This window comes from Bordetella sp. (assembly GCF_057362025.1).
In genome coordinates this window covers 144,885-166,794 of sequence record NZ_JBMQQZ010000083.1, presented here as the reverse complement: position 1 = coordinate 166,794, position 21,910 = coordinate 144,885, and the positions used below count along the sequence as shown (strand labels likewise).

23 protein-coding genes are annotated in these 21,910 nt (G+C 65.7%); 5 read left to right on the top strand and 18 right to left on the bottom strand.

Annotation, left to right across the window (positions count from 1 at the left end; all coding sequences use genetic code 11):
- Window positions 1–16: 16 nt before the first annotated feature.
- From ACO1P8_RS18120 to ACO1P8_RS18080, 9 genes are all read right to left on the bottom strand, one after another.
- Window positions 17–1,516, bottom strand: a complete 1,500-nt coding sequence (locus tag ACO1P8_RS18120; protein WP_486297278.1) for a class I adenylate-forming enzyme family protein — start codon at window positions 1,514–1,516, stop codon at window positions 17–19.
- A gap of 330 nt (window positions 1,517–1,846) precedes the next feature.
- Window positions 1,847–2,263 (bottom strand): PaaI family thioesterase, encoded by a 417-nt coding sequence (locus ACO1P8_RS18115; protein ID WP_486297277.1) that lies wholly within the window; start codon window positions 2,261–2,263, stop codon window positions 1,847–1,849.
- Between the two features lie 24 nt (window positions 2,264–2,287).
- Entirely contained in the window at window positions 2,288–3,292 is a 1,005-nt protein-coding gene (locus ACO1P8_RS18110) for an SDR family NAD(P)-dependent oxidoreductase (protein WP_486297385.1), read from the bottom strand.
- A gap of 52 nt (window positions 3,293–3,344) precedes the next feature.
- Window positions 3,345–4,334 carry an ABC transporter substrate-binding protein gene (locus tag ACO1P8_RS18105; RefSeq protein ID WP_486297276.1) on the bottom strand — a complete coding sequence of 330 codons (990 nt, stop codon included), beginning with the start codon at window positions 4,332–4,334 and terminating at the stop codon, window positions 3,345–3,347.
- A 107-nt stretch (window positions 4,335–4,441) separates the two neighbouring features.
- Complete coding sequence (locus ACO1P8_RS18100) at window positions 4,442–5,209, bottom strand: ABC transporter permease (RefSeq protein ID WP_486297275.1); 768 nt, start codon at window positions 5,207–5,209, stop codon at window positions 4,442–4,444.
- Window positions 5,206–6,033, bottom strand: a complete 828-nt coding sequence (locus ACO1P8_RS18095) for an ABC transporter ATP-binding protein (protein ID WP_486297274.1) — start codon at window positions 6,031–6,033, stop codon at window positions 5,206–5,208. The genes ACO1P8_RS18100 and ACO1P8_RS18095 overlap by 4 nt, the downstream gene beginning before the upstream one ends.
- Complete coding sequence (locus ACO1P8_RS18090; RefSeq protein WP_486297273.1) at window positions 6,030–6,773, bottom strand: GntR family transcriptional regulator; 744 nt, start codon at window positions 6,771–6,773, stop codon at window positions 6,030–6,032. The genes ACO1P8_RS18095 and ACO1P8_RS18090 overlap by 4 nt, the downstream gene beginning before the upstream one ends.
- Before the next feature lie 175 nt (window positions 6,774–6,948).
- Window positions 6,949–7,410: a cupin domain-containing protein gene (locus ACO1P8_RS18085; RefSeq protein ID WP_486297272.1), complete on the bottom strand. Its 462-nt coding sequence runs from the start codon at window positions 7,408–7,410 to the stop codon at window positions 6,949–6,951.
- A 102-nt stretch (window positions 7,411–7,512) separates the two neighbouring features.
- On the bottom strand, window positions 7,513–8,271 hold the full coding sequence (locus ACO1P8_RS18080) for an SDR family oxidoreductase (RefSeq protein WP_486297271.1): 759 nt from the start codon (window positions 8,269–8,271) through the stop codon (window positions 7,513–7,515).
- A gap of 146 nt (window positions 8,272–8,417) precedes the next feature.
- Between ACO1P8_RS18080 and ACO1P8_RS18075 the strand changes: the two genes are divergently transcribed.
- Window positions 8,418–10,088 (top strand): winged helix-turn-helix domain-containing protein, encoded by a 1,671-nt coding sequence (locus ACO1P8_RS18075; RefSeq protein WP_486297270.1) that lies wholly within the window; start codon window positions 8,418–8,420, stop codon window positions 10,086–10,088.
- A gap of 90 nt (window positions 10,089–10,178) precedes the next feature.
- Complete coding sequence (locus ACO1P8_RS18070) at window positions 10,179–10,433, top strand: hypothetical protein (RefSeq protein ID WP_486297269.1); 255 nt, start codon at window positions 10,179–10,181, stop codon at window positions 10,431–10,433.
- A 36-nt stretch (window positions 10,434–10,469) separates the two neighbouring features.
- On the opposite strand, the gene cynS is transcribed toward ACO1P8_RS18070, so the two are convergent.
- The 8 genes from cynS to ACO1P8_RS18030 all read right to left on the bottom strand — a co-directional run bounded on the left by cynS (window position 10,470) and on the right by ACO1P8_RS18030 (window position 19,168).
- Window positions 10,470–10,919 (bottom strand): cyanase, encoded by a 450-nt coding sequence (cynS, locus tag ACO1P8_RS18065; RefSeq protein WP_486297268.1) that lies wholly within the window; start codon window positions 10,917–10,919, stop codon window positions 10,470–10,472.
- A 100-nt stretch (window positions 10,920–11,019) separates the two neighbouring features.
- The gene (locus ACO1P8_RS18060) at window positions 11,020–11,943 is read right to left on the bottom strand and encodes an ABC transporter ATP-binding protein (protein WP_486297267.1); all 924 of its coding nucleotides are present in this window, start codon (window positions 11,941–11,943) and stop codon (window positions 11,020–11,022) included.
- Window positions 11,933–12,802, bottom strand: a complete 870-nt coding sequence (gene ntrB / locus ACO1P8_RS18055) for a nitrate ABC transporter permease (protein ID WP_486297266.1) — start codon at window positions 12,800–12,802, stop codon at window positions 11,933–11,935. Before ntrB ends, ACO1P8_RS18060 begins: the two co-directional genes overlap by 11 nt.
- A gap of 13 nt (window positions 12,803–12,815) precedes the next feature.
- Window positions 12,816–14,210: a CmpA/NrtA family ABC transporter substrate-binding protein gene (locus ACO1P8_RS18050; protein ID WP_486297265.1), complete on the bottom strand. Its 1,395-nt coding sequence runs from the start codon at window positions 14,208–14,210 to the stop codon at window positions 12,816–12,818.
- Between the two features lie 46 nt (window positions 14,211–14,256).
- Window positions 14,257–15,612, bottom strand: a complete 1,356-nt coding sequence (locus ACO1P8_RS18045; RefSeq protein ID WP_486297264.1) for an FAD-dependent oxidoreductase — start codon at window positions 15,610–15,612, stop codon at window positions 14,257–14,259.
- Entirely contained in the window at window positions 15,609–16,748 is a 1,140-nt protein-coding gene (locus tag ACO1P8_RS18040; protein WP_486297263.1) for an acyl-CoA dehydrogenase family protein, read from the bottom strand. Before ACO1P8_RS18040 ends, ACO1P8_RS18045 begins: the two co-directional genes overlap by 4 nt.
- A 38-nt stretch (window positions 16,749–16,786) precedes the next feature.
- Window positions 16,787–17,326 (bottom strand): OsmC family protein, encoded by a 540-nt coding sequence (locus ACO1P8_RS18035; RefSeq protein ID WP_486297262.1) that lies wholly within the window; start codon window positions 17,324–17,326, stop codon window positions 16,787–16,789.
- Window positions 17,327–17,569: 243 nt separating this feature from the next.
- The gene (locus ACO1P8_RS18030; protein WP_486297261.1) at window positions 17,570–19,168 is read right to left on the bottom strand and encodes a sigma-54-dependent Fis family transcriptional regulator; all 1,599 of its coding nucleotides are present in this window, start codon (window positions 19,166–19,168) and stop codon (window positions 17,570–17,572) included.
- A 192-nt stretch (window positions 19,169–19,360) separates the two neighbouring features.
- Here ACO1P8_RS18030 and ACO1P8_RS18025 point away from each other — a divergent pair, with 192 nt between their 5' ends.
- The 3 genes from ACO1P8_RS18025 to ACO1P8_RS18015 all read left to right on the top strand — a co-directional run bounded on the left by ACO1P8_RS18025 (window position 19,361) and on the right by ACO1P8_RS18015 (window position 20,716).
- Complete coding sequence (locus tag ACO1P8_RS18025) at window positions 19,361–19,666, top strand: ArsR/SmtB family transcription factor (protein ID WP_486297260.1); 306 nt, start codon at window positions 19,361–19,363, stop codon at window positions 19,664–19,666.
- 77 nt (window positions 19,667–19,743) lie between these two features.
- A complete protein-coding gene (locus tag ACO1P8_RS18020) occupies window positions 19,744–20,310 on the top strand; it encodes an SRPBCC family protein (protein ID WP_486297259.1) in 567 nt (188 codons plus the stop codon).
- A 16-nt stretch (window positions 20,311–20,326) separates the two neighbouring features.
- Complete coding sequence (locus ACO1P8_RS18015) at window positions 20,327–20,716, top strand: DUF1801 domain-containing protein (RefSeq protein WP_486297258.1); 390 nt, start codon at window positions 20,327–20,329, stop codon at window positions 20,714–20,716.
- A 23-nt stretch (window positions 20,717–20,739) separates the two neighbouring features.
- Here ACO1P8_RS18015 and ACO1P8_RS18010 read toward each other — a convergent pair whose 3' ends face one another.
- A complete protein-coding gene (locus ACO1P8_RS18010) occupies window positions 20,740–21,837 on the bottom strand; it encodes a DUF1615 domain-containing protein (protein WP_486297257.1) in 1,098 nt (365 codons plus the stop codon).
- Window positions 21,838–21,910 lie beyond the last annotated feature (73 nt).

The window sequence follows — 21,910 nt, the reverse complement described above, 5'->3', positions numbered from 1 at the left end:
TTGCAGAAGGGATGTTTCAGGCTTGCCCCAGGCGGGCGGCGGCATCGCGCAGCAGTTCGTTGCGATCGATCTTGTTGGTCGACGCCAATGGAAGGTGATCGACGAACCAGACATGGCGGGGATGCTGGTAGGCCGGCGCGTGCTCCAGTGAATAGCGCTTGATTTCGTCGGCGGTGGCGGTATGGCCGGCGCGCAGGACGACATAGGCTACCGGTTTTTGCCCCTTGATGTCGTCATCGACGGGTACGACCGCGGCCTGCTGCACGGCGGGATGCTGCTCCAGCATTTTCTCCACCTCGCCGGGGTAGATGTTCTCGCCGCCGCTGACGAACATATCGTCGCGGCGTCCGACGAAGTAGTAGAAACCGTCGGCGTCGCGGCGGAACACGTCGCCGGTCGAGTAGTGGCCGTCCGGTGTGAACGGGTCGGCCAGGTCCGGACGCTGGTGGTAGCCCAGCATCAGGCCGGGGCTTCTCATTTGCAGTATGCCCTGGTCGGGGCCGTCGCCCGGGCCCGGGTCCAGTCTTAGCGACACTTCGGGATGCGCGTGGCCCACCGAGGCGGCCGGCGTCGGCAGCCCCCGCGGATGCGGACCGAACACGACCGGGCCGCCCTCGGTCGTGCCGAAGGCGTTGATCACCCGCGCATTGGGCAGCATGGCATGGATCTGCGCCAGCAGGCTGGCGCTGACGGGGGCCGATCCCATGCGGATCACCTTGACGGAGGACAAATCCGTGCGGGCGAGCAGATCGCGTTCGCGCAGCATCATGGCAATCATGGGCGGCACGGCGGTCAGCCAGGTGCAGCGATAGCGTTCGATGCAGCGGATATACGCCTGCGCATTGAACTGCGGCAGCAGCACCGTCGTCGCATGGCTGCCCACGGACAGGAATGCCAGGGCCAGCGCGTTCATGTGATACAGCGGGGCGGCGATCAAGGCGCGCTCGTCGTCCAGCGGCGTGGCCTTGCGGCGTGCCTGTACCGTCCACAGATGGCTGGCGTGCGACAGGCGCACGCCCTTGGGGCGGCCGGTGGAGCCGGACGTGTACAGCATCAGCCCGACGTCTTCCGGCCCGGGCCGGTAGGGGGCCTGCCGGCCGGGACGCAGGAAATCTTCGAACTGTGGACTATCCATCGCAACGGACGGCAGCCCGTCCGGCAGACTGGCACGGCGCGCCTCGTCGATGAACACCAGCCGCGCGCCGCTATCCTGCAGGACATAAGCGATGGTCGACGCCGGGAACTTGAAGTTCACCGGCACGGCGACCAGGCCCGCCCGCATGATGCCCAGAACCGTGGCGACGTAGCGCACCGAATTCGCGGACAGCAGCGCCACGCGCTCGCCCGGGGCATAGCCCGCTTCGCGCAACGCCTGCGCCACGCCTTCCGCCAGCGCATCCAGCTCGGCGTAGGTACACGGCGATTCGCGCAGCTCGGCATCCACGCCGATCAGCGCGATGCGCTGCGCATCCGCCGAAGGATCGATCAAGTCGCCCAGGTTATAGGGAATATGCATCTCACTTATCCATGGCGCCAAGCGCCATCAACCTCGCATGAAACAACCACCCCACCGCTCGGAAGCGGCAGCGCTTCGAAGATGGCCAACCCACCACTCCGCCCCGCAAAAAACAGATGCCGCCGACCGGGGACGCCGAGGATCCAGCTCCGCCAGTCCTCCAGCGTCGCCCCCTGGGGGAAACCGCGCAGCGCTTCGGGGGTGTGACACCCCACCACTCCGCCACGCAAAAAACAGATGCCGCCCATCGGGGACGCCGAGGATCCGGCTCCGCCGGTCCTCCAGCGTCGCCCCCTTGAGGGGGAAGCGCGCAGCGCTTCGGGGGTGGGACTACTTCATAGTGGAATACACGCCGCGGCCGCTGGCCACCAGCTTGCCGTCCTTATCGAACACCTGCGCTTCCGACACCGAGACCTGCGAGCCGAACTTGATGACCTTGCCTTTGGCCGTCAGGTCGCCCGGCATCGCGGCGCGGTGGTAGTCCACCCGCAGGTCTATGGTCGGCACGCCGCGGCCGGTGCCCGATACCAGGGCCCAGTCGGCGGTCAGGTCCACCAGCGCGGCCAGGATGCCGCCGTGGGTGTAGCCCTTGTCGGCATTGACCACCCATTCCTCGCGCCATTTTGCTTTCAGTTCGATTTCCCCGGTATTCACCGACAGGACTTCGATGCCCAGCCACTGGTGATAGGGACCGCGCAGCAGGCGCGCCTGGATGTCTTCCTTGGTGGGGAGAGCGTTTTCGGTCATGAGAGATTCCAGATTCGAGGGTGTTCAGGGATTGACGATGACCTTGCCGAGGACTTCTCGGTCGCGGATCAGGGCCAGGCCCTCCGCGGCCTTCTCCAGCGGCACGGCGCGATCGATCAGCGGATCGACGCTGCCTTCGGCGACCATGTCGAGCAGGGCCTTGAGGTTTTCGTCGTAGAAGCTGTTCGAACCCTTGATGTTCAGCTCGAAGCTCCACACGTAGCGCAGGTCTTCCTTGGGATCGTGGCCGGCGGTCGCGCCGCACACCAGCAGCGTGCCGCCGCGCTTCAGGCACTTCAGCGAAGGCACCCATGTGTCGCCACCCGTGAAGTTGATCACCACATCGACGCCGCCTTCGTAGTTGCGGCGCTGGGGCTTGCCGTACTGGCCGATGGCCCACTTGGAGAAATCGGTTTCCCGGTAGTTGATCAGGTGGTCCGCGCCCAGCTCCTTCAGCGCCTGCAGCTTGCTATCGCTGCCGGCGCAGGCGATGACTTCGGCGCCCAACTGCTTGGCAAGGATCACGCAGGCGGTGCCCACGCCGCCGCTGGCCCCCAGAATCAGCACCTTGTCGCCGGCCTTCACCGTGTTGTGGGTGATCAGCATGCGATGCGCGGTGCCGTAGGCCACCGGCAGTGCCGCCGCGTCATCGAAACTGACCTTGTCGGGCATGGCGATCAACTGGCCCGCCGATACCAGGCAGTATTCGGCCATGCCGCCATCCAGCATTTCGCCCATCAGGCCCTTGGCTTTGTTCAGGGGGTTGACCAGCACGCGGTCGCCGGCTTTCCAGCCCTCGACGCCTTCACCGACTTCGGCGATCTCGCCTGCCATGTCCAGGCCGATCACCACCGGCAGCGGCACCTTGATCCCCGGCATGCCCTGCACGGTGAATACGTCGTGGTAGTTGAACGACGAGGCGCGCACGCGAATCACGACGTGGCCCGGCGTCACCGCCGGTACGGGCTTATCGTTGACGACGCGCAACTGCTCGATGCCGCCGTGTTGGTCCAGGACCAGGGCTTTCATGGTTTTGCTCATGGGGGATCGTCTCCTTTGAAGCGTGATGACGCGATACGGATTACTTGATGGATTTGGCTTGCTGCCAGGGCCCGGTGACGAACAGGTCGTCCTTCAGCGCGCCTTTGATGACGCCGGTCTCCGTAAAGACCTGGTGTTCGCGCTTGAGGGTGTCGATGTCCGCCTGTTCGAACGATATGCGGTACATGTGGTTCCACTGGCCGGCGTAGACCTTGGCATCGTTCTCCGGCAGGTTGGCGGATTTCTGCAGGATGGCGATGACTTCCGGCTGGTGCGTCCGGGCCCAGGCCAGGGCGTTGCGCATGGCGGCCAGCACGCGCGCGACCACCTCGGGATGGGCCTGCACGTATTCGCTGCGTACCGTGCCGATGCCGATATACGGCACAGAGTCGCTCTTGGTGAGCTTGCGCCATTCTTCCGCGAAGCTGCTCAGGCGGGTGACCTTCAGGTCGGTCAGCTGCGCCACGGTCACGGACCGCAGTGCGGCGGCATCCACCTGCTTCTGCACCAGGAACTGCGCCAGCCGGGACTCGTTGCCGCCGACCAGCGAAAAATCGTCGGGCTTGATCCCATGGTTGCCGGCCAGAAGGGCGCCGGCGATCACGGCCACGGAGCTGCCCGCCGGCGACATGCCGATCTTCTTGCCGCGCAGCTGGTCCAGCGATTTGATGGGAGAACCTTCCGGCACGACGAACTGCACATCCGCGGGCTGGGTGGCGGCGAACACCTTCAGCGGCACGCCCTCGGCGGCGCTGCTGAATACCCCGGCAGCCGGGGCGCCATAGGCCAGGTCGATGGAGTTGGACGCCAGCGCGCGCAGCGGCGCGTTCACGTCCGGGAAGCGGAAGAATTCCACATCGAGGTTCTGCTGCTTAAGGAAAGGCGTCGCTTCCAGGACGGCGCCGAAGCCCAGGCTGACGCCGCTGCTCCAGTAGCCGATGCGTACTTTGTCGGCGGCGTGCGCGCCGGCAGGACCCGCCAGCGCGGCAAGGGCCAGCAGTGCGGCGAAGAGGGATTTTCTCCATGGCATGATGTGGACTCCGGTCAGTGATGTTGCAGGGCGGGTGGTCGATAATCGGGTTCGGGCATTCGAGTCGTGAGCGGGGTCGTATCGGTGGCCATCCGGCCACACGCGTGTCAAAGCGGCTTCCAGCGGAACAGCCGGCGTTCCAGCGGCTTGAGCAGCCCGCCTTCGAACAGCATCATCAGCACCACCAGCAACAAGGTCCAGGCGAACACCTGGTCGGTCTGCACGAGGTCCGCCGCCTGGCGCAGGCGATAGCCGATGCCGTCGGACGAACCCAGCGTTTCGGCTACCAGCGACACCCGCCAGCCGAAACCGAAAGCGAGACGGGCACCCGAGAAGAAGTAGGGCAGGATGGTGGGCAGGTAGATCTTGCGAAGGATCTGTGTCCGTGACATGCGGAAACTGCGCCCCAGGTCCACGTGCAGCTTGTCGACGTTCTGCGAGCCCTGCCAGACGTTGGTCAGGATCAGCGGCATTGCCGTCATGAATACCACGAAGATTGTCGTGGCGTTGGAAATGCCGAACCAGATGATCGCGAAGACGGCCCAGATGGCCGAAGACACCGTGTTCATGACGGCCAGCAGCGGGTCGAAGAAGGTCGCCAGCACGCGGCTGGATCCCAGCGCCAGGCCCAGCGGCGTACCGACCACGGTTGCCAGCGCGAAGCCGATCAGGATGCGCATCAGCGTGGTCAGCACATCGTGCGTGAAGCTGGCCGAATGCGTCAGGTTGACCAGCGCCTGGATGACTTTTTCCGGCCCGGGCAGTACGAAGGCGGGGACGTGGGAGGCGGCCAGCGACCACAGCACCACGAAGACGATGGTCAGCGCCGCGCGCTGCAGGAACAGCCATCCAAGGCCACGCAGGGCTATGCTCATTCGTGCACCTTCATGCGCAGCTGGCGGGTATGTTCGGCGACGTCGCGATCGGTGGGCGCGCGTGGGCGGGGCAGCGATACGGTGTCGATTTCGCGGATACGGCCCGGACGCGGCGCCATCAACACGATGCGGTCGGCCAGGACGACCGCCTCTTCGACGTCGTGCGTCACGAACAGGATCGTCATATTCTTCATTGCCTGGATGCGCAGCACCTCTTCGTGCATCTGCGTGCGCGTCTGCGGGTCCAGCTTGGAGAAAGGTTCGTCCATCAGCAGCACGTCGGGCTCGATGACCAGGCTGCGCGCCAGCGCGACGCGGCTGCGCATGCCGCCCGACAACTGGTGCGGCCAGGAATCGCCGAAGCCCGACAGGCCGACCATATCGAGCACGGCATCGGCGCGGCGGTGCCGCTCGGCCTTCGCGACATTGCCGGCTTCCAGGCCGAAGGCGACGTTATCGCGCACGCTGCGCCAGGGCAGCAGCCGGTCTTCCTGGAACAGGTAGGCCATGTGACGCCATTGGTCGTAGGTGGCCAGCGGTTGACCCGCCAGGAGAATTTCGCCGCCATCGTGCGGTTCCAGGCCGGCGACGATGTTGAGCAGGGTGCTCTTGCCGCAGCCGGAAGGGCCGAGCAGGGCGACGATCTCGCCGCTGCCTACCGTAAACGATATGTCGCGCAGGGCTTCCAGCGTGCCGAAGCGCTTGGAAACGTGCCGAACATCGAGGGCATCGGGCCGGGTCGACGGAACAGGTTCGCTCGCGGCGGGGGCGGCGCCGGGCGCCGCGCTGGCGCCGATGCCGGGTTGCAGGTAAGCGCGGTTCATCGGCCGCTCCCGTTAAGGTTCGCGGGGACCGGAATGGCCGCGCCGGTCTGGATCAGGCTGGCGTAGAGTTTCTCCAGCGTCATCTCCTGGAACGTCTCGATATGACGGCGCGCGATCGTTTCGGCGCGCTTGCCATCGCCCTCGGCCAACGCCTCTATCATGGCATTGTGATCGTGCTTGATTTCGGGCTTGGTGCGCTGCACGCCGAAGCCCAGCGCAACCAGGCGGGACATTTCGTCCATCAACTGGCTGAGCAGGCGATAAAGCCGCTCGTTGCCGCAAGCGGCCGCGATAGCCAGGTGGAAAGCCTTGTTGGCGTCCATGAACACATCGATCTGGTCGCTCAGCTGAAGGACCGGATGCGCCACTCTGCAGGCCGCTTCCAGGCGCCGAAGCAGATCGATATCCACGCGGCCGGCCGCCAGCCTGGCCGCCAGCGGTTCCACCTGCACCCGCAGCGTGAAGACTTCCTCGACGTCGCGCAAGGTGATCGGCGCGATCTGGTAGCCCTTGCGCGGTTTGGAGCGCACCAGTCCTTCGTGAGCCAGGCGCACCAGCGCGATGCGGCAACTGGTCTTGCGGATGCCGTAGGCCGACATCAATTCGGGTTCCGTCACGACAGCGCCGGGCGCCAGCCGGCAAGACAGCACGTCGCGCCGGATGCGGTCGTACGCGTCTTCGCCGGAACTCATGGCGGAGTTCGCGGGGGAAGGCGCGACGTGGATCCGGGCTTCAAGCATGCTGGCAGGGTCTCGGTCGAACTGTGAGCTGCTCACAGTTGGCGTGAAATACGTCTACAACGCCTCCATTCTATGGATGACCTGCCCTCGTGCTAACTAAGAATTTACCCTAAGCATATTCCTGGAATGTTGATTGAAGCCCGCGGATATCCCCTGCGGGCATAAGGGGCTCTGCCTACTCCACCGGCGTCAGCACCGGCGAGCCACTGTTCTTCAGCAGCAGGACCACGAACTTCGCCGGCCTGGTCTGGCTGGCGTTATGACCCACGGTATGCACATCGTTCGGTCCTTCGTAGAAGGTCTGGCCCGCCGTCAGCGTCACCGGTTCGCTGCCTCGCAAACCCATGACAATGGTTCCCTCCAGCACATAGACGAAGGCATGCGCGTCGTGACGGTGGACCGGATCCACCGCGCCGGGCGGATAGTCGACTTCCAGCAAAGTCGCTTCCTTGCCCGGGTAGTCGGCCAGCTGTTTGGTCATCAACGCCTTTACCTGTGCCATGGGAGCCCCCGGCTGGCCATGGGCCGGACCCGCGCCGGCCGCATGGGCGCCGGCGGCGGGAGCATGCTGGGCATAGGCACTGGCGCAAATGCCCGATGCCAGAAGCAGGGCGGTCAGGATTTTCGAAGTGGTCATGGTTCTTCCTTGATCGACATGATGGGGAATGGGAGCCGGCCGCGCGGGGGCCGGCCGTGGAGCAACCGGGCGCGGGGATTGCCGCGCCTGCCGCCCGGAGATCTACGCCTGTGCCACCGCGGTGCGCAGCCAGTCCTGGAAGCGGGTCGGGGCGATCCGCGCTCCCGGGCCGGTAACCAGGGACTGGTCGTTCAGGGCCGAGCCGAAATAGCGTGCATGGACGTCGGCGATGATCTGGTACGTGCTGTCTTGTTTCGCGGCCAGGTACATGCGCGCCAGTTCGTCCATGGGAATACGATCCGGCCCGCCCACTTCGGCCATGCCGTTCACCGGCGGCTGAACCGCCACGTCGGCCACGGCCGCGGACGTTTCATCGGCAGCGATGGGCTGGACCAGGGCGGGCGACAGGCGCGCGATACCGGCGTCGACGCTGGATTTGATGATGCCGTCGACGAACTCGAAGAACTGCGTCGACCGGAGGATGGTATAGGGGATGCCCGATGCCTTGATCAGGTTCTCCTGGGCGATCTTGGCGCGCATGTAGCCGTTGTCCGGCAAGCGGTCCGCCCCTACCACGGACAGCGCGACGTGGTGCTTCACGCCCCCCGCGGCTTCCGCGGCCGCGATATTCCGGCCGGCCGTTTCGAAGAACGCCAATACCGCCCGGTCCTCGAACGAAGGCGAGTTGGCCACGTCGACGACCACGTCGGCACCCTTGACGGCGTCGGCCAGGCCCTCGCCGGTGATGATGTTCACGCCGGAGCTGAGCGAAGCCGCGACGACTTCATGGCCGGCGCGGCGCAGGCGGTTCGCCACATTCGTTCCGATCAGGCCGCTGGCGCCGATAACGACGATTCTCATGATTTCGTTCTCCGTTCGTTGTCCCGGTCATCCACATGGCTGCCGGTGTATGCACTATGCCGGCCAGCGCTGTGGAATACTTTGGCGAAACCTTGTATTTCCCTTGTTTTGGGTTTGAGTCTTCGTCTACGGAAGCGGGAAGCGGCATGTGGGTGTTTGAGGATTGCGCGTTGGACGTCGATCGGCGGGAGCTCTCGCGGGCGTCCCAGGTGGTGGCGACCACGCCGCAAGTCTTCGATTTGCTCGTGTACCTGGCGCAGAACCGCGAGCGGGTCGTCTCGCGGGACGACCTGCTGGATGTCGTCTGGGGCGGGCGCATCGTCTCGGAATCGACCTTGGCGAGCCACATCAATGCGGCGCGCAAGGCGGTGGGCGATAACGGCCAGCAGCAGCGCGTGATCCGGACGGTGCCTCGCAAGGGATTCCGCTTCGTGGCCGATGTCAGGAAGGTGGAGCTGGCGCGGGACGCCGATGGGTCCGGTACGGATGCTGCGCTGGCGGGCCCGGCGGCGGCTGTGGCTGCCGGGGCGACTGTCGCGATGGATGGAGCGCCCGCCGTCACGGCGTTTTCCGTCCCCCATCGGCCGCCGGTCGCGACAGGCGCCGCCGGCCCGGCACTGCCCAATCGGCCGTCCATCGCCGTGCTGCCCTTCGTCAACCTGAGCGGTCTTCCCGACCAGGATTATCTGGCCGACGGCGTGGTGGAAGACATCATCGCGGCCTTGTCGCGCCATCGCTGGCTGTTCGTGGTGTCGCGCAACTCCAGCTTTACCTACAGGGCGCAAGCCGTGGACGTGAAGCAGATCGGCCGCGAGCTGGGCGTGCGCTACGTGCTGGAAGGCAGCTTTCGCCGCTCGGAAAACCGTGTGCGGATCACCGGCCAATTGGTGGACGCCGCGAGCTCGACCCATCACTGGGCGGGCCGGTTCGAAGGCGTGCTGGACGATATCTTCGCGCTGTACGACCAGATCACCGAAAGCGTGGTCGGGTCGCTGGCGCCGCAACTCGAACAGGTCGAGATCGAGCGCGCGACGCACAAGCCGACGGAAAGCCTGGACGCCTACGATTACTACCTGCGCGGCATGGCCCAGGTGCACCGGGGATCCCGGGAATGCATCGACCGGGCGCTGCCGCTGTTTCACGAAGCGATGGACGCCGACGAGGATTTTTCATCGGCCTATGCGATGGCGGCCTGGTGCCACTGCTGGCGCAAGATCAATGGCTGGATGTCCGATCCCAGGGACGACATTGCCGAGGGGACGCGTTTGGCGCGCCGCGCCATCGATCTGGGCAGGGGCGACGCCGTCGCGCTGACGCGGGCAGGCCATGCCCTGGCGCACCTGGCGGGGGATCTCGCGGGCGGGATCGCGCTCATAGACCGGGCCCTGGTTCTTAACCCCAACCTGTCGTCGGCCTGGTTTCTGGGGGCTTTCCTGCGGTTGTGGCACGGCGACACCGAAGAGGCCATCGCGTTCTTTACGCGTGCCATGCGCTTGAGTCCGCTCGATCCGGAGATGTATCGGATGCAGGCCGGCATCGCCACCGGGCATCTTTTCGCCGGCCGCTTCGACGAAGCCTCGTCATGGGCGGAAAAAGCCCTGCGCGACCTGCCGGGATTCATGCTGGCGCTGGCCGTCATCGGCGCAAGCCGTGCGCTGCAGGGACAGATCGAGGACGCGCGCCTTGCGACGGGGCAATTGCGAGCGGCCAGTCCGGACCTGCGTGTCTCCAATCTGGGCGATTGGCTGCCGATCCATCGATCCGAGAACCTGGCTGTCCTGCGCGACGGCCTCCGGCGTGCCGGGTTGCCGGCCTGAGGGGATGGCCGGCGCGGGCCCTGTCCGTCATAATCGGCGCATCGAGCGCGCAACGGCGTGGCGCAGTCCCCGCGCAACGGAGCCCAGTCCATGGACCAGACCGTCGATCCGGACGACCAGCACTATGTCTATTTCGCCGAGGTGCAATGCGCGGATTTCCCCACCATCGATGCCGTGGAAATCGAAGGATGCGGGTATGGCGTGTTGCTGGTGCGCTATTTTTCGCATCGGGCGCGTTCCGTCGAAGGCGACCACTGGTACGGGAACGCGGCGGCCGCCCGCGCGGCCGCCGAACTGCAGTTCGGCATCGACCCGGACGGCTGGGCGGTGCGCGGCAGGATGTGACGCCAGGGGTGGCATGGCCGCGCCGCCCCGCCGCGGTCAATAGGTCTTGTAGGGGAGGAACTTGCCGGACAGCAGGACCTGGACGCGATCGCCCTTGGGATCGGCCTGCCGTTGGATATCCAGCGAGAAGTCGATCGCGCTCATGATCCCGTCGCCGAATTCCTCATGAATCAGTTCCTTGATGGTGGTGCCATAAACGCTGACGATCTCGTACCAGCGGTAGATCAGCGGATCGGCCGGTATGGCGGTCGACAGCGATCCCTTGCTCGGCACAATCTGCAGCCAGGCGATGGCTTCGTCGGACAGCTCGAAAATGCCGCCCACGATTTCGGCCTGCTTCTTGTCCAGCGTCATCTGGCCCAGGCAGGCCGCAGTGGTCCACTCCTTGGACTGTCCGACCTGCTTGGCGATATCCGCCCATTTGAGTCCCTTGCGGACCTTGGCGGAAACGATCATTTCGGTGACTTGGGTACGGCTGGATATCATGAATGACTCCTGGAAACGGCTATCGGGGTGAATGAAAAGAGTGTCTGGAGAGAGGGCTGAAAGGGCTGCCGCCATGGGCCGTGTTCAACGCTGCCGGCGCTCACGCCGTGCCGATGGCGCGGGCGGTGCGGGTCAATTCCAGGTCCGCCACGTTTTCCGGGACGGCGCCGGGACTGACCGTGCGGGTCGTTCCGGTCTGTGCGGGGCCGTGTTCCACCTCGGCCTGGATCTCGGCCGACCGGCGCACCAGGAAGTCGATGAGGTGGTTGCGGATCCGATAAAACTGGGGTTCGTGGTGCAGCGAGTCCCGGGTGCGCGCGCGGGGCAGAGTGTTATGGACGATTTCGGCCAGCCGCGCGTGCGGCCCGTTGCTCATCAGGAAGATGCGGTCGGCCAGCAGAATGGCCTCGTCCACATCGTGGGTGATCATGAACACCGTTTGGCGCGTCGCGGCGCAGATCTTCAACAGTTCGTCCTGAATGACGCCGCGCGTCAGCGCATCCAGCGCGCCGAAGGGTTCGTCCATCAACAGCATGCCGGGTTCGACCGAGAACGCCCGCGCGATGCCGACGCGCTGCTTCATGCCGCCGGATAGCTCGGACGGCTTCTTTTCGCCGGCGCTGCCCAGCCCCACCAGATCCAGGAAGTACTGCGCATGTTCCCTGATGCGTGAACGGGACCAGTCGGGATGGCGGGATCGCACCGCGAAGGCAATGTTCTCGCGAGCGGTCAGCCACGGCATGAGGGCGTGGTTCTGGAACACGACGCCGCGATCCAGGCCCGGTCCGCTGACCTCCCGTCCGCCGGCGATGACCACACCGCTGCTGGCCTCTTCCAGCCCGGCCAGGATGTTCAGGATGGTGCTCTTGCCGCAGCCCGAGTGCCCCGTTATGCAGATGAACTCGCCGCGTTCGATGCGAAAGCCGACGTTCTCGAATACCGGCGGGAGATCGGCCCGGTAGCGCTTGGAGAGGTCGTCCACTTCGACGAAGGCCGCCGCCGGCCGCAGTGCGTTATTCGACATAGGTCACCTTTTTCTGCAGGCGGGCGAAAGCCAGGTCCAGCGCCATGCCGACGAGGCCGATCAGCAGCACGGCGAACAGGACGTTGGTCAGCGACAGGTTGTTCCATTCATTCCAGAGGAAATAGCCGATGCCGGTGCCGCCGACGAGCATCTCAGCGGCGACGATGACCAGCCATGCTATCCCCATCGAAATGCGCATGCCCGTGACGATGGTGGGTGCCGCGGCCGGCAGGATGATGCGCAGGGCCTTGCGCAACGGACCCACTTCCAATGTCCGGGCGACATTGAGCCAGTCCCTGCGAACGTTGGCAACGCCGAAGGCCGTGTTGATCAGCATCGGCCAGATGGAGCAGATGAAGATCACGAAGATCGCGGATACCGAGGAATCCTTGATGGTGTACAGCGCGATCGGCATCCAGGCCAGCGGCGAGATCGGCTTGAGGACCTGTATGAACGGATCGAGCGAGCGGTGCAGCAACGGCGACATCCCGATCAGGAAGCCCAGGGGAAGGGCAACGAGCGCGGCAAGCAGGTAGCCGCCCGCGACACGCGACAGCGACCATGCGAGCTGTATCCCAACTCCCTTGTCATTGGGGCCGCGATCGTAGAAGGGATGGCTCAGGTGCGTCCAGGCCGCCTGCGCGAACTGCGCGGGACTTGGAAATCCGTCGGACTTGGCGGCGCCGCCCGCCGCGCTCGGCACCTGGCCCATCAGCGCGGCGTACTCCGCCTGTTCCGGCGTCATGGCGGGCGCGTGCGCGGCCTGTCCGGTGGTGGTCGCGAGCTGCCAGATGCCGACCAGCACCAGCAGCAGAAGGCCGCTGAGCAAAGCGGCAGAGATCCGGGTCGAGGGTTTCATGGCGCCGATCCTTTCAAGTGCGCTTGATGGCGAAGCCATTCAGGTAGCGGGCCGGATCGGCGGGGTCGTATTCGCGTCCCATCACGGTGAACTTGCGATAGCCGTTGGCGGCGCCCGGGTCGATGGGTTCGTCCAGTTGCTTCATGTGCGCGCGCGCGTCGGTCAACAGGAATACCTTTTCGGCAAGGGCGTTGTAGTCGACCTCTCCCTTCACATAGCCCCAGCGTTGCATCTGTGTCAGCATCCAGGTGGCCATGGAATACCACGGCAGGGGCGTGAAGTCCGCCCGGTCCGGCTCGTTCTTGACGTTGCCCAGGCCGTCGGCGTAGCGGCCGCTCAAGGCTTGCAGGATCACGGTTTCCGGCTGGTTCAGGTAGTTCGGGCTGGAGATCGCCTTGGCGATGGCCGGACGGCTCTCTGGTTTGTGGGCGGTTGCGGCCGCCTGCAGGATGGCCCGATAGAGGGCCGCGAAGGTGTTCGGATTCTGTTCGATGAACGCCTGCGGTACGCCGAAGGCGCAGCACGGATGGCCGTTCCAGATGTCCTTCGACAGGATGTGGATGAAGCCGATCTGGTCGTAGACGGCGCGTTGGTTGAAGGGGTCGGGGCCCAGGAAGCCGTCGATATTGCCGGCGCGCAGATTGGCAATCATTTCGGCGGGCGGCGTGACGCGCAGCTGCACGTCCTTGTCGGGATCGATGCCATGCTCGGCCAGGTAATAGCGCAGCAGGAAGTTGTGCATCGAGTATTCGAAGGGGATGGCGAACTTGAATCCCTTCCAGTTCCTGGGATCGCGGTTCTCCCGGTGCTTGAGCGCGAGCGTAATGGCCTGGCCATTGATGTTCTGGATCGTCGCCACCCGTGTCGGCTGGGCGGTCGATCCCAGACCCATGCTCATCGCCAGGGGCATGGGCGCCAGGAAATGCGAGGCATCCAGCTCACGGTTCAGTACCTGGTCGCGCACCAGTGCCCATCCGGCGGTCTTGCGCAGCGTGACATTCAATCCTTGCCCCTGGTAGAAGCCCATCGGGTCGGCCATGATGAGCGGGGTGGCGCAGTTGATCGGTATGAAGCCGATCCGCAGGTCCTTCTTTTCCAGCGGGCCGGACGCTTCCGCGGCCATGGCCTGGAAATCGCCGATCGGCAGGACGCTGGCGATCGCCGCCATCGCGGTGCGCGCGCCCACCGCGCGCAGGAAGCGCCTGCGCACCGCGTCGACCGGGAAAAGCGCGCGGATCGCCGCGGCCTCGACGAAGTCGTTGGACATCAGGGTGGGATCCTGCCGCCGCTCCTCCAGGGACTGCCGCTGTTCCGCCTCGTGCGCCTGCTGGCTGGCGTGCCGGCCGCAACTGCAAGTGCCCAACGTCGAGTCGGCGCTGTAGGGCCGGAATGGGTTCTCGTGCTTCATGGTCAGGATGTCCTCTGGGCTGCGTGGGAAAGGGATATGGGGCGGTTCAGGCGGCGGCGCGCGTCGCGGAGGGTCTGGCTTCCAGCCTGGCGACCAGCATGCCGCCGTGCCACTGCTCCATCCGCAGGTCCTGGCCGGTCGAATGACTGACGCGCCATTCGCCGTCGGCGCGAGGCGCGCCGTGCACGACGACGGGGCAGGCCCGCGTCTTCAGCCGGATCAGCGGGACCTCGTGCACATAGCCATCGTGGGGCCGCCGCAGCGCGTGATGCGCCAGCGCATGGGCCTGCCGTGCGATGGGCTCGATGAATCGGCAGGGCATGCCGCCGATGCTGATGCAATCGCCCAAGGCGTATACGTCCGCGGTGCTGGTCTGCAGCGTGGCGGGGTCGACAACGATGCCGCGATCGAACGCGATTCCCGCGTTGCGGACCAGCCGCGATTCCGTGGCCAGGCCCGTGGCGGCGACGACCTCGTCGACCACGAGACTGTCGCCCGTGGCCAACCGGATGCGTCGGGCGCCGTCATCGACCACGTCGATACCGACGATTCCGGCCTGGCCGATAAAGCGCACCCCCAAGCCCGCCAGGCTGTCGCGCAGTCCTTCGGCCGCGAGGACCGGCAACAGGCCGGCCAGCGGCAGGGCGTTGATATCGAGCAGAATGACCTCATGCCCGGCACGGGCGAAGTCCTCCGCCAGCTCGCAGCCGACCATGCCGGCGCCGGCGATCGCGACGCGGCGCGGACGGCCTGCCAGGCGCGCGCGCAGCGCGGTCCAGTCGGACAGGTGATTGATGCGCCAGCATACGGCCGGATCGAACGCCTGCGGCAGCGCCGGCCTGGCCCCTTGCGCGAGGACGAGCCGGTCATAACGCAGCGTGCCGCGCGTCGTGCGCAGCTTGCGCGGGCCCGGGGAAATGCCGACGGCAAACGTTTCGGCGAGCAGGCGGACGCCCAGGCGCCGCGCGGCCTCCGGTCCGCTTTCGCGGATCAATGCGTCGGTGTCGACGCCGCGGTCCAGTGCCACGGAGAGTTCCGGCTTGTGATAGCGGTCGCCGGCGCAGGCCGTCACCAGGGTGATGGGTATGGCGGGGTCCAGGGCGCGCACGGCTTCGGCGGCGCTCCAGCCCGCGATGCCGGCGCCGACGATGACGATTCCCGGCGTTTGGGCGCGGGGCAGGAGAGCGGCCGGGGGCGGGCAGGCGTCGGACGACGCGCCGTCGTATGGCTCGAAGTCGGCCTTCACGACGCCGCACAGGGGGCAGGCCCAATCGTCGGGAATATCCTCGAAACGGGTCCCGGGCGGCAGGCCGCTGTCGGGGTCGCCGCGTGCTTCGTCGTAGATCAGTCCGCAGGCACGGCACAGAAATTGACGCCAGGGCAATTCGCCGGCGGGGTTCATCGGGGCATCTCCTCTTTGGATAGTCGATCCATTTCCCAGCGCAGGTGCTTGAGCGCCGGTGTGACGATGGCGACGAACTGCGCTTCGCGGATGCGCCGCTGCGGCGCCGCGGCGGCCAGGTAGCCGCGCGCGCCCTGGTGCATCAGGGATGACTGCGCCGCGCGCATCGCCAGCTCGGCGCCCTGCGCGCGGGCGTCCAGCACGTCCAGCAGATATTCCTTGCTGCCGTCGTACGGCGTAAGGGCCAGGTGCTGGACGCGTTGGTTGAGCTCGTCGTATTCCGCGGCCAGCTCCCCCGGGCGGTCATCCAGGAAGCGATTGACGTGGCCCAGTACCGGTTCGACTTCGCCGATGGCGTCCAGGCTGCCCTGCGCCACGCCCAGGGCCATGCCCGCCTGCAACAGAATGAAGGCGGCGCGTATGCGGGCAATGAAGGGGCGGGCGGGATCGGCGATGACGGCATCCTCGCCGACGAAATAGTCGTCGAGCCGGATGCCCCAGGTGCTGGTGCCCTCCATGCCGGAGAATTCCGGGCATTGCCGCAGCGAGACGCGGTCGTCCAGGCGCAGCAGGAACATCAATTCGTGCGAAAGCGTGCCGTCGTCGCGATGCACGCCGGCGATGGCGCCGCAATATTGGCCGGGCGCGATGTGGCTGACCCAGGGGAGCGCGCCGCTGACGCGGTAGCCGCCAGGGGTCCGGACTGCGCGCAGGAGCATCTTTTCGATGCCGGCAAGCGCTTTCATGGGATTGGACAGGGCCGTGCCGCCGAAGGTGCGTCCCGCCATATGGTCGCGCAGGAACTCGCCGGTCAGCGCCGGATTGGCGGACTGCTCCAGATACAGGCCGCAGACGTCGTGGCACCACGTGAGAAAGCCGGTGGATCCGCAGCGCCGGCTGATGGCGCGCATGGCGTCCAGGGCCAGGCCGACACGCCGTCCCCCGCAGTCCAGATGCGCGGCAAAGGCCCCGGCCTGGCCGAGGGACGCCATGACGTCCAGCGGGTAATGGCCCCTGTCGATGCGATGGGCGGCATCGGCCAGCGGCCCATCGGCGATTCGGGTGACGGCGGCGATGATCTGGTCGTCCGACCAGGCCGGATCCAGCAGGCCGCTGGGCATTTCAACCGGATGCATGGTCACATACTCCGAGAAATCAACGGGGCGGCGCCCGCTCAATCCGCGAGCGAGATGCGGAACGGCACGGGGTTGCGCATGGTGTTGGCCACGGGCGAGAAGTAGTTGGCGTGCTTGACGATATCGTCCAGTTCCTCGCGCGGGGCATCGCCTTCGATGAGCACCTTGACGCGGATTTCCTGGAAGCCCATCTCGGCCGGCTCGCGCTGTGCGCCGCCGGCGCCCCAGGCCGCCGTGTTGCCGATATCCGCTTCCAGGAACACTTCCAGGCGCGAAAGGCGGACGTTTCGGTAGGTCGCCACGGCGGTGATGCCGACGCTCAGGCACCCGCCCAGCGCGGACAAGGCGATTTCGCCGGGCGCGGGCACGGTGTTCTCACCGAACAGATGTACCGGCTCGTCGACCACCACGGGGTTGTGATCGCCGACATAGCTCCACGAACGGAACTGCCCCTGCATGACCGTGTGGACCTTGTTCATGCCGCGGCGCGCGGGGTTCTCGCGGCCGGCCGCCGCGAATTTGAGCAGGCCCTCGCGGTCGATGGGACGCAGATAGGTGGACGCGGTTTCGGTGGTCAAAGCAATTCTCCTGTTGGCGGGCCTGGCGATGGATGCCAGGATCGCGCTCGCTCCGATCGGATGCGATGGCGCTGCAATGCATCAATGCAATGACCGTGCCAACTTTTGAGAATTTCTTCAGACTATTGATTTTTATGGATATTTGTTCGCGGATGGACGCATCTGCAGCAAACCTGAGCGGGATGGATGTCGATTTAAATGTCGCCATTGTCAACAATGTCGACATTGTCGGTCAGGAGACAGTCAGTTTCCCGATGGTGGCGAAGGAAAGTGCTTCTGCCAGCGGTAGGCGAACTGGCGGGCCGTCAGGCCGAGCATTTGCGCGGCGCGCGACTTGTTGCCGCCGGCCTTGCGCACGGCGTCGACCAACTGCTGTGCGGTATGCGAAGCGTTGGACAGATAAGGACGCGCGTAGGGCTCCCAGGATTGCGGATCGGCGGGCGTGGATGGCGGTTCGTCGCTGGTCCGCGCCAGCGGCATGAAGCGCTCGATGTCGTCCGACTCGATGATCGGCTTTTCCGCCAGCAGGACCAGCCGTTCGATGAAGTTCGACAGCTCCCGGATATTGCCGGGCCAGTCATGGGCTTCCAGCCGTGCGCAGGCCTGCGGCGACAGATAAACGTTGCGCTGGTTGGCCTGGTTGAAGCGGTTGAGGAAGTGCAGCGCCAGCGGCCGGATATCGCCCTTGCGCTCGGCCAGCGATGGCAGGCGAATGGGAATGACGTTGAGCCGGTAGAACAGGTCCTGGCGAAATCGGCCGCGGGCGACTTCTGCTTCGAGCGCGCGATTGGTGGCCGCGACCAGCCGCACGTCGACCCGGAGTTCGCGCTTGCCTCCCAAACGAGTGATGGTGCCTTCCTGCAGGGTGCGCAGCAGTTTGCCCTGCATGGTCAAGGGCAGTTCGCCGATTTCATCCAGGAATATGGTGCCGGTGCTCGCCTGCTCGAACAGTCCTTCGCGGCTCTGGCTCGCGCCGGTGAACGCTCCGCGCTCGTAGCCGAATAATTCGGATTCGAACAGCGTATCGGGAATCGCCGCGCAGTTGACCTTGATGAAGGGACGGTCGCTGCGCCGGCTGGCGAGGTGCAGGGCACGTGCGAAGAGTTCTTTGCCGGTCCCGGATTCACCGAGCAGCAGCACGCTGGCGGTGGCCTCAGAGACGCGTTCCAGTTCGGAGATCGCCCGCAGCAGCGCCGGCGAAGTGCCGATGATTCCATAGCGCGCGCTGTCGTGTTCCAGCGCGTGGATAAGGATCTGGTTCTGCTCCTGCAGCGCGCGGGTCTTCGCTTCGAGCATGGCCTGCAATTGCAGCAGGTGGCCGGTCAGCGTCGCCAGGATGCGCAGGATGGAAATGTCGCTGGCGAGCGAGCGGTTCCGCATTCGGATGCGGTGGCATGCCAGCACGCCGACTGTGCGATTCTGGATGGTGATGGGCAAAGCGATGAAGGAAACCGGGCCGGTCGGCAGCTGTTCGCGCTTGACGGCGCGGGCGAGGAAATTCTCGTCGCGGTCGATGTCCTGCACGATCACCAACTGGCCATGCGCCATCACATGGCCGGTCACGCCTTCGCCCGGCTGGTAGACCCCGCGCGCCATCTCTTCGTTCGTCAGGCCGTAGGCGTGGCGGATCCTGCAGATCTCTCCGTGGTCTTCAAGGAGGACGACCCGGCCCCGGTTCAGGCCGAGCAATTCCGACATCAGATGCAGGGTCTCGCGCAGGACGATGTCAGGCGAAAGCCCTTTGCCCACCAAGGCCATGACCTGTTGCAGGAGCAGCATTTCCTGTTCGCGCCAATAGGCCGGCGAGTCTTCCTGCGGCAGGCTGGAGGAGGGCACGTGCATCGTGGAACTGGGGGCGCGACGATATGGGTCAACCATGATACACGCTGGGTTTCGTGCATTTGCGGGCGATGCGAGAGGCCGCGCGGGGCGTCCGGCCGGGGTGTGCCGGCGTTATCTGGGCGTTGCGCGGCCGACCGCCTGTGCTCATAATATTCCTTGACGGTAATATAAATAGAAGGTTATATATCTGCCATGGAATCCACTTTCTCTATCGTCGCCGAGCCCAATAGACGCGCCATCCTCGGTCTGCTGTTGTCCTCGGAACGCTCCGTTGGCGACATCGAGCGCGAGCTTCGCTTGTCGCAGCCTTCCGTGTCCAAGCACCTGCGCGTGCTGCGCGATGCCGGGTTCGTGGAATCGCGCATCGAGGCACAGCGGCGGCTGTATCGATTGCGGCCGGAGCCCCTGATGGAACTGGATGCATGGCTCGCGCCGTTCCGGCGCTACTGGTCCCGGCAGCTGGATGCCTTGGAGCAGCATCTGGACAGGATGGAATAGATGCCATCGCCGGCCGGGCAGGGCGCCCCGTGCGGCGCGACACCTATTGAATAGCCCTCTTTGCCAAAGGAAAAACCATGAGCAGCCGTGAATCCTATGAGCCCGGTCCCGCCGGCGGTGCGGAAATCCATAAAGACGGGGAAAAGTGGATACTCGTTGTCGTTCGCGACTTGCGCCATCCCCCAGAGAAAGTCTGGAGGGCAATCACCGAACCGGACCACCTGCGCGCGTGGGCGCCGTTCGACTCCGACCGCAGCCTGGGCGTCGTAGGCACCGCGAAACTTTCGACCGTGGGCACGCCCACGCCGCACATCAGCGAAACGCGGATCAAGCGCGCCGATGCGCCCAGGCTCCTGGAATACAGTTGGGGCGACAACGATATGCGCTGGGAACTGGAAGCCCTGGACGACGGTGGCACCCGTCTCACGCTTTGGCACAACATCGACCGTGGCTTCATCTCCATGGGCGCGGCCGGATGGCACATCTGCCTGGATGTGCTGGACCGCTTCCTCGCCGACCGGCCCATCGGCCGAATGGTGGGGCCTGATGCGATGAAGTTCGCCGGCTGGCAGCGGCTGAATGCCGAATACGCCAGGCAGTTCGGCGTGGAGCCCCCCGCCTGGCCGCCCATGCCGGTGGCATGAGATGGAGGGGAGCGATATGAAAACAGGCGATAAGGCAGGCGGCGCCTCCGACGCAGCACGGCTGATCGATGCCCGGATCGCGGAACTCGCGGACTGGCGCGGTGCGATGCTCGCGCGCGTTCGCAATGTGATCCGGAAAGCAGATCCCCAGATGGTGGAGGAATGGAAATGGCGGGGCGTGCCGGTGTGGTCGCACGGCGGCATCATCTGCACCGGTGAGACCTACAAGAGCGTTGTCAAAATGACGTTCGCCAAAGGGGCATCGCTGGACGATCCCACGGGACTGTTCAATTCCAGCCTGGACGGTAATACCCGGCGCGCCATCGACATGCACGAAGGCGATGAGCTGGATGAGGAAGCCTTGAAGGCGCTTATCAAGGCGGCCGTGGCGTTCAATACGAGGTAGCCGGCGCTCCCGCTCCGCAATCGTCAACCATCGCGCTCCATGCATTGCTTCCATCGCGTGTCGACCCGTTCGGCGAACCAGGCGGTGGTGAGCTTGCGGGTGATCTTCGGGCTTTGCAGGGTGATGCGGGGCAGCACGGCGCGCGGCAGTCTGGCGCCGGCTGCCTTGTCCGCGATATCGAAGACGCGCCGATAGAGCAGGGTATCCTCGAAATCGAGACGGCCGCCGGCGCGCAGGTCGCGCCGGATCGCATCGTCGCTCATGTCCAGGCGCGAACGCAGCGCGCGCAGCGCACGCTCGGTTTCGCCGGGCTCGATGGAATTTTCCCGCAGCACGTCGCCGTCCAGCGCCAGGGGAATGCCTGTGGCGCGGCTGACCGCGTTCTGGAAAGCGGCATTGCGGCTGGCATACCAGCCGGCGTTGTAGTCCGCGAAGCGGTATAGCAGGGCGTCGTAATGCGCCGGATAGCCCAGCAAGTGCAGCGTGCCGAAATAAATGCCGCCTCGGCGGCTGAAGACTTCCTTGCGTATGCCCTGGTGCAGGGAATACGGATACCCACCCGCGTGCGCCTCGGCGAAATTGATGCTGACCTGCATGGGGCCGGCGGTATGGACAGGATTCAGCCCACCGAACAGCTGGCGTCCCATCGGCACCATGCCGATGAAATCCTCGTACATGTCGCTGAGATCACGCTCGGTGCGGACGCTGTCCAGTCGCTGGCTGTAGGTTTTGCCGTTGGGCGACTTGATGCCCAGGGCCGCGTCGACCAGTATGCCGGGCACGTGCATGGAGGCCGCGCGGCGGTTGATTTCGTCGCGGGCCACCTTCGGCAGCCCGGGCACGGCGGGATCGGCGCGAAAGCTGGATTCCTGCCCGATGATCGCGATGACCGCGCACAGGTTGGCGGGAGTGGCCGGGATGTCCTGGGAGGTGACGGCGACCTGGATGTCGCGTGCCCAGCCCGCCGCATCGCCGACGCCGGCCGGCAGGCGCCGGATGACGTCGGCGCGTATGCGGTCGGGATTGCGTTGCGCCGGTTCCGGCCGCTTGGTCGCGCAGCCGGCCAGTATCAGAAGCGCGCCGATCGCCGCGCCAGCCGAGGCCAGGCGGGAGCCCATCATGCGACGGGGTGTTCGCGCCGCATCCTGGCGCGGGCGCCGTCGGGTGGCGGTGGCGGGCGGCCTCATCGCATCC

What these genes read in the sequence shown, in the direction of transcription:
- ACO1P8_RS18120 (WP_486297278.1), bottom strand. Translation starts at nt 1,516, where the DNA reads ATGCATATTCCCTATAACCTGGGCGACTTGATCGATCCTTCGGCGGAT.
- ACO1P8_RS18115 (WP_486297277.1), bottom strand. Translation starts at nt 2,263, where the DNA reads ATGACCGAAAACGCTCTCCCCACCAAGGAAGACATCCAGGCGCGCCTG.
- ACO1P8_RS18110 (WP_486297385.1), bottom strand. Translation starts at nt 3,292, where the DNA reads ATGAAAGCCCTGGTCCTGGACCAACACGGCGGCATCGAGCAGTTGCGC.
- ACO1P8_RS18105 (WP_486297276.1), bottom strand. Translation starts at nt 4,334, where the DNA reads ATGCCATGGAGAAAATCCCTCTTCGCCGCACTGCTGGCCCTTGCCGCG.
- ACO1P8_RS18100 (WP_486297275.1), bottom strand. Translation starts at nt 5,209, where the DNA reads ATGAGCATAGCCCTGCGTGGCCTTGGATGGCTGTTCCTGCAGCGCGCG.
- ACO1P8_RS18095 (WP_486297274.1), bottom strand. Translation starts at nt 6,033, where the DNA reads ATGAACCGCGCTTACCTGCAACCCGGCATCGGCGCCAGCGCGGCGCCC.
- ACO1P8_RS18090 (WP_486297273.1), bottom strand. Translation starts at nt 6,773, where the DNA reads ATGCTTGAAGCCCGGATCCACGTCGCGCCTTCCCCCGCGAACTCCGCC.
- ACO1P8_RS18085 (WP_486297272.1), bottom strand. Translation starts at nt 7,410, where the DNA reads ATGACCACTTCGAAAATCCTGACCGCCCTGCTTCTGGCATCGGGCATT.
- ACO1P8_RS18080 (WP_486297271.1), bottom strand. Translation starts at nt 8,271, where the DNA reads ATGAGAATCGTCGTTATCGGCGCCAGCGGCCTGATCGGAACGAATGTG.
- ACO1P8_RS18075 (WP_486297270.1), top strand. Translation starts at nt 8,418, where the DNA reads ATGTGGGTGTTTGAGGATTGCGCGTTGGACGTCGATCGGCGGGAGCTC.
- ACO1P8_RS18070 (WP_486297269.1), top strand. Translation starts at nt 10,179, where the DNA reads ATGGACCAGACCGTCGATCCGGACGACCAGCACTATGTCTATTTCGCC.
- cynS (WP_486297268.1), bottom strand. Translation starts at nt 10,919, where the DNA reads ATGATATCCAGCCGTACCCAAGTCACCGAAATGATCGTTTCCGCCAAG.
- ACO1P8_RS18060 (WP_486297267.1), bottom strand. Translation starts at nt 11,943, where the DNA reads ATGTCGAATAACGCACTGCGGCCGGCGGCGGCCTTCGTCGAAGTGGAC.
- ntrB (WP_486297266.1), bottom strand. Translation starts at nt 12,802, where the DNA reads ATGAAACCCTCGACCCGGATCTCTGCCGCTTTGCTCAGCGGCCTTCTG.
- ACO1P8_RS18050 (WP_486297265.1), bottom strand. Translation starts at nt 14,210, where the DNA reads ATGAAGCACGAGAACCCATTCCGGCCCTACAGCGCCGACTCGACGTTG.
- ACO1P8_RS18045 (WP_486297264.1), bottom strand. Translation starts at nt 15,612, where the DNA reads ATGAACCCCGCCGGCGAATTGCCCTGGCGTCAATTTCTGTGCCGTGCC.
- ACO1P8_RS18040 (WP_486297263.1), bottom strand. Translation starts at nt 16,748, where the DNA reads ATGCATCCGGTTGAAATGCCCAGCGGCCTGCTGGATCCGGCCTGGTCG.
- ACO1P8_RS18030 (WP_486297261.1), bottom strand. Translation starts at nt 19,168, where the DNA reads ATGCACGTGCCCTCCTCCAGCCTGCCGCAGGAAGACTCGCCGGCCTAT.
- ACO1P8_RS18025 (WP_486297260.1), top strand. Translation starts at nt 19,361, where the DNA reads ATGGAATCCACTTTCTCTATCGTCGCCGAGCCCAATAGACGCGCCATC.
- ACO1P8_RS18020 (WP_486297259.1), top strand. Translation starts at nt 19,744, where the DNA reads ATGAGCAGCCGTGAATCCTATGAGCCCGGTCCCGCCGGCGGTGCGGAA.
- ACO1P8_RS18015 (WP_486297258.1), top strand. Translation starts at nt 20,327, where the DNA reads ATGAAAACAGGCGATAAGGCAGGCGGCGCCTCCGACGCAGCACGGCTG.
- ACO1P8_RS18010 (WP_486297257.1), bottom strand. Translation starts at nt 21,837, where the DNA reads ATGATGGGCTCCCGCCTGGCCTCGGCTGGCGCGGCGATCGGCGCGCTT.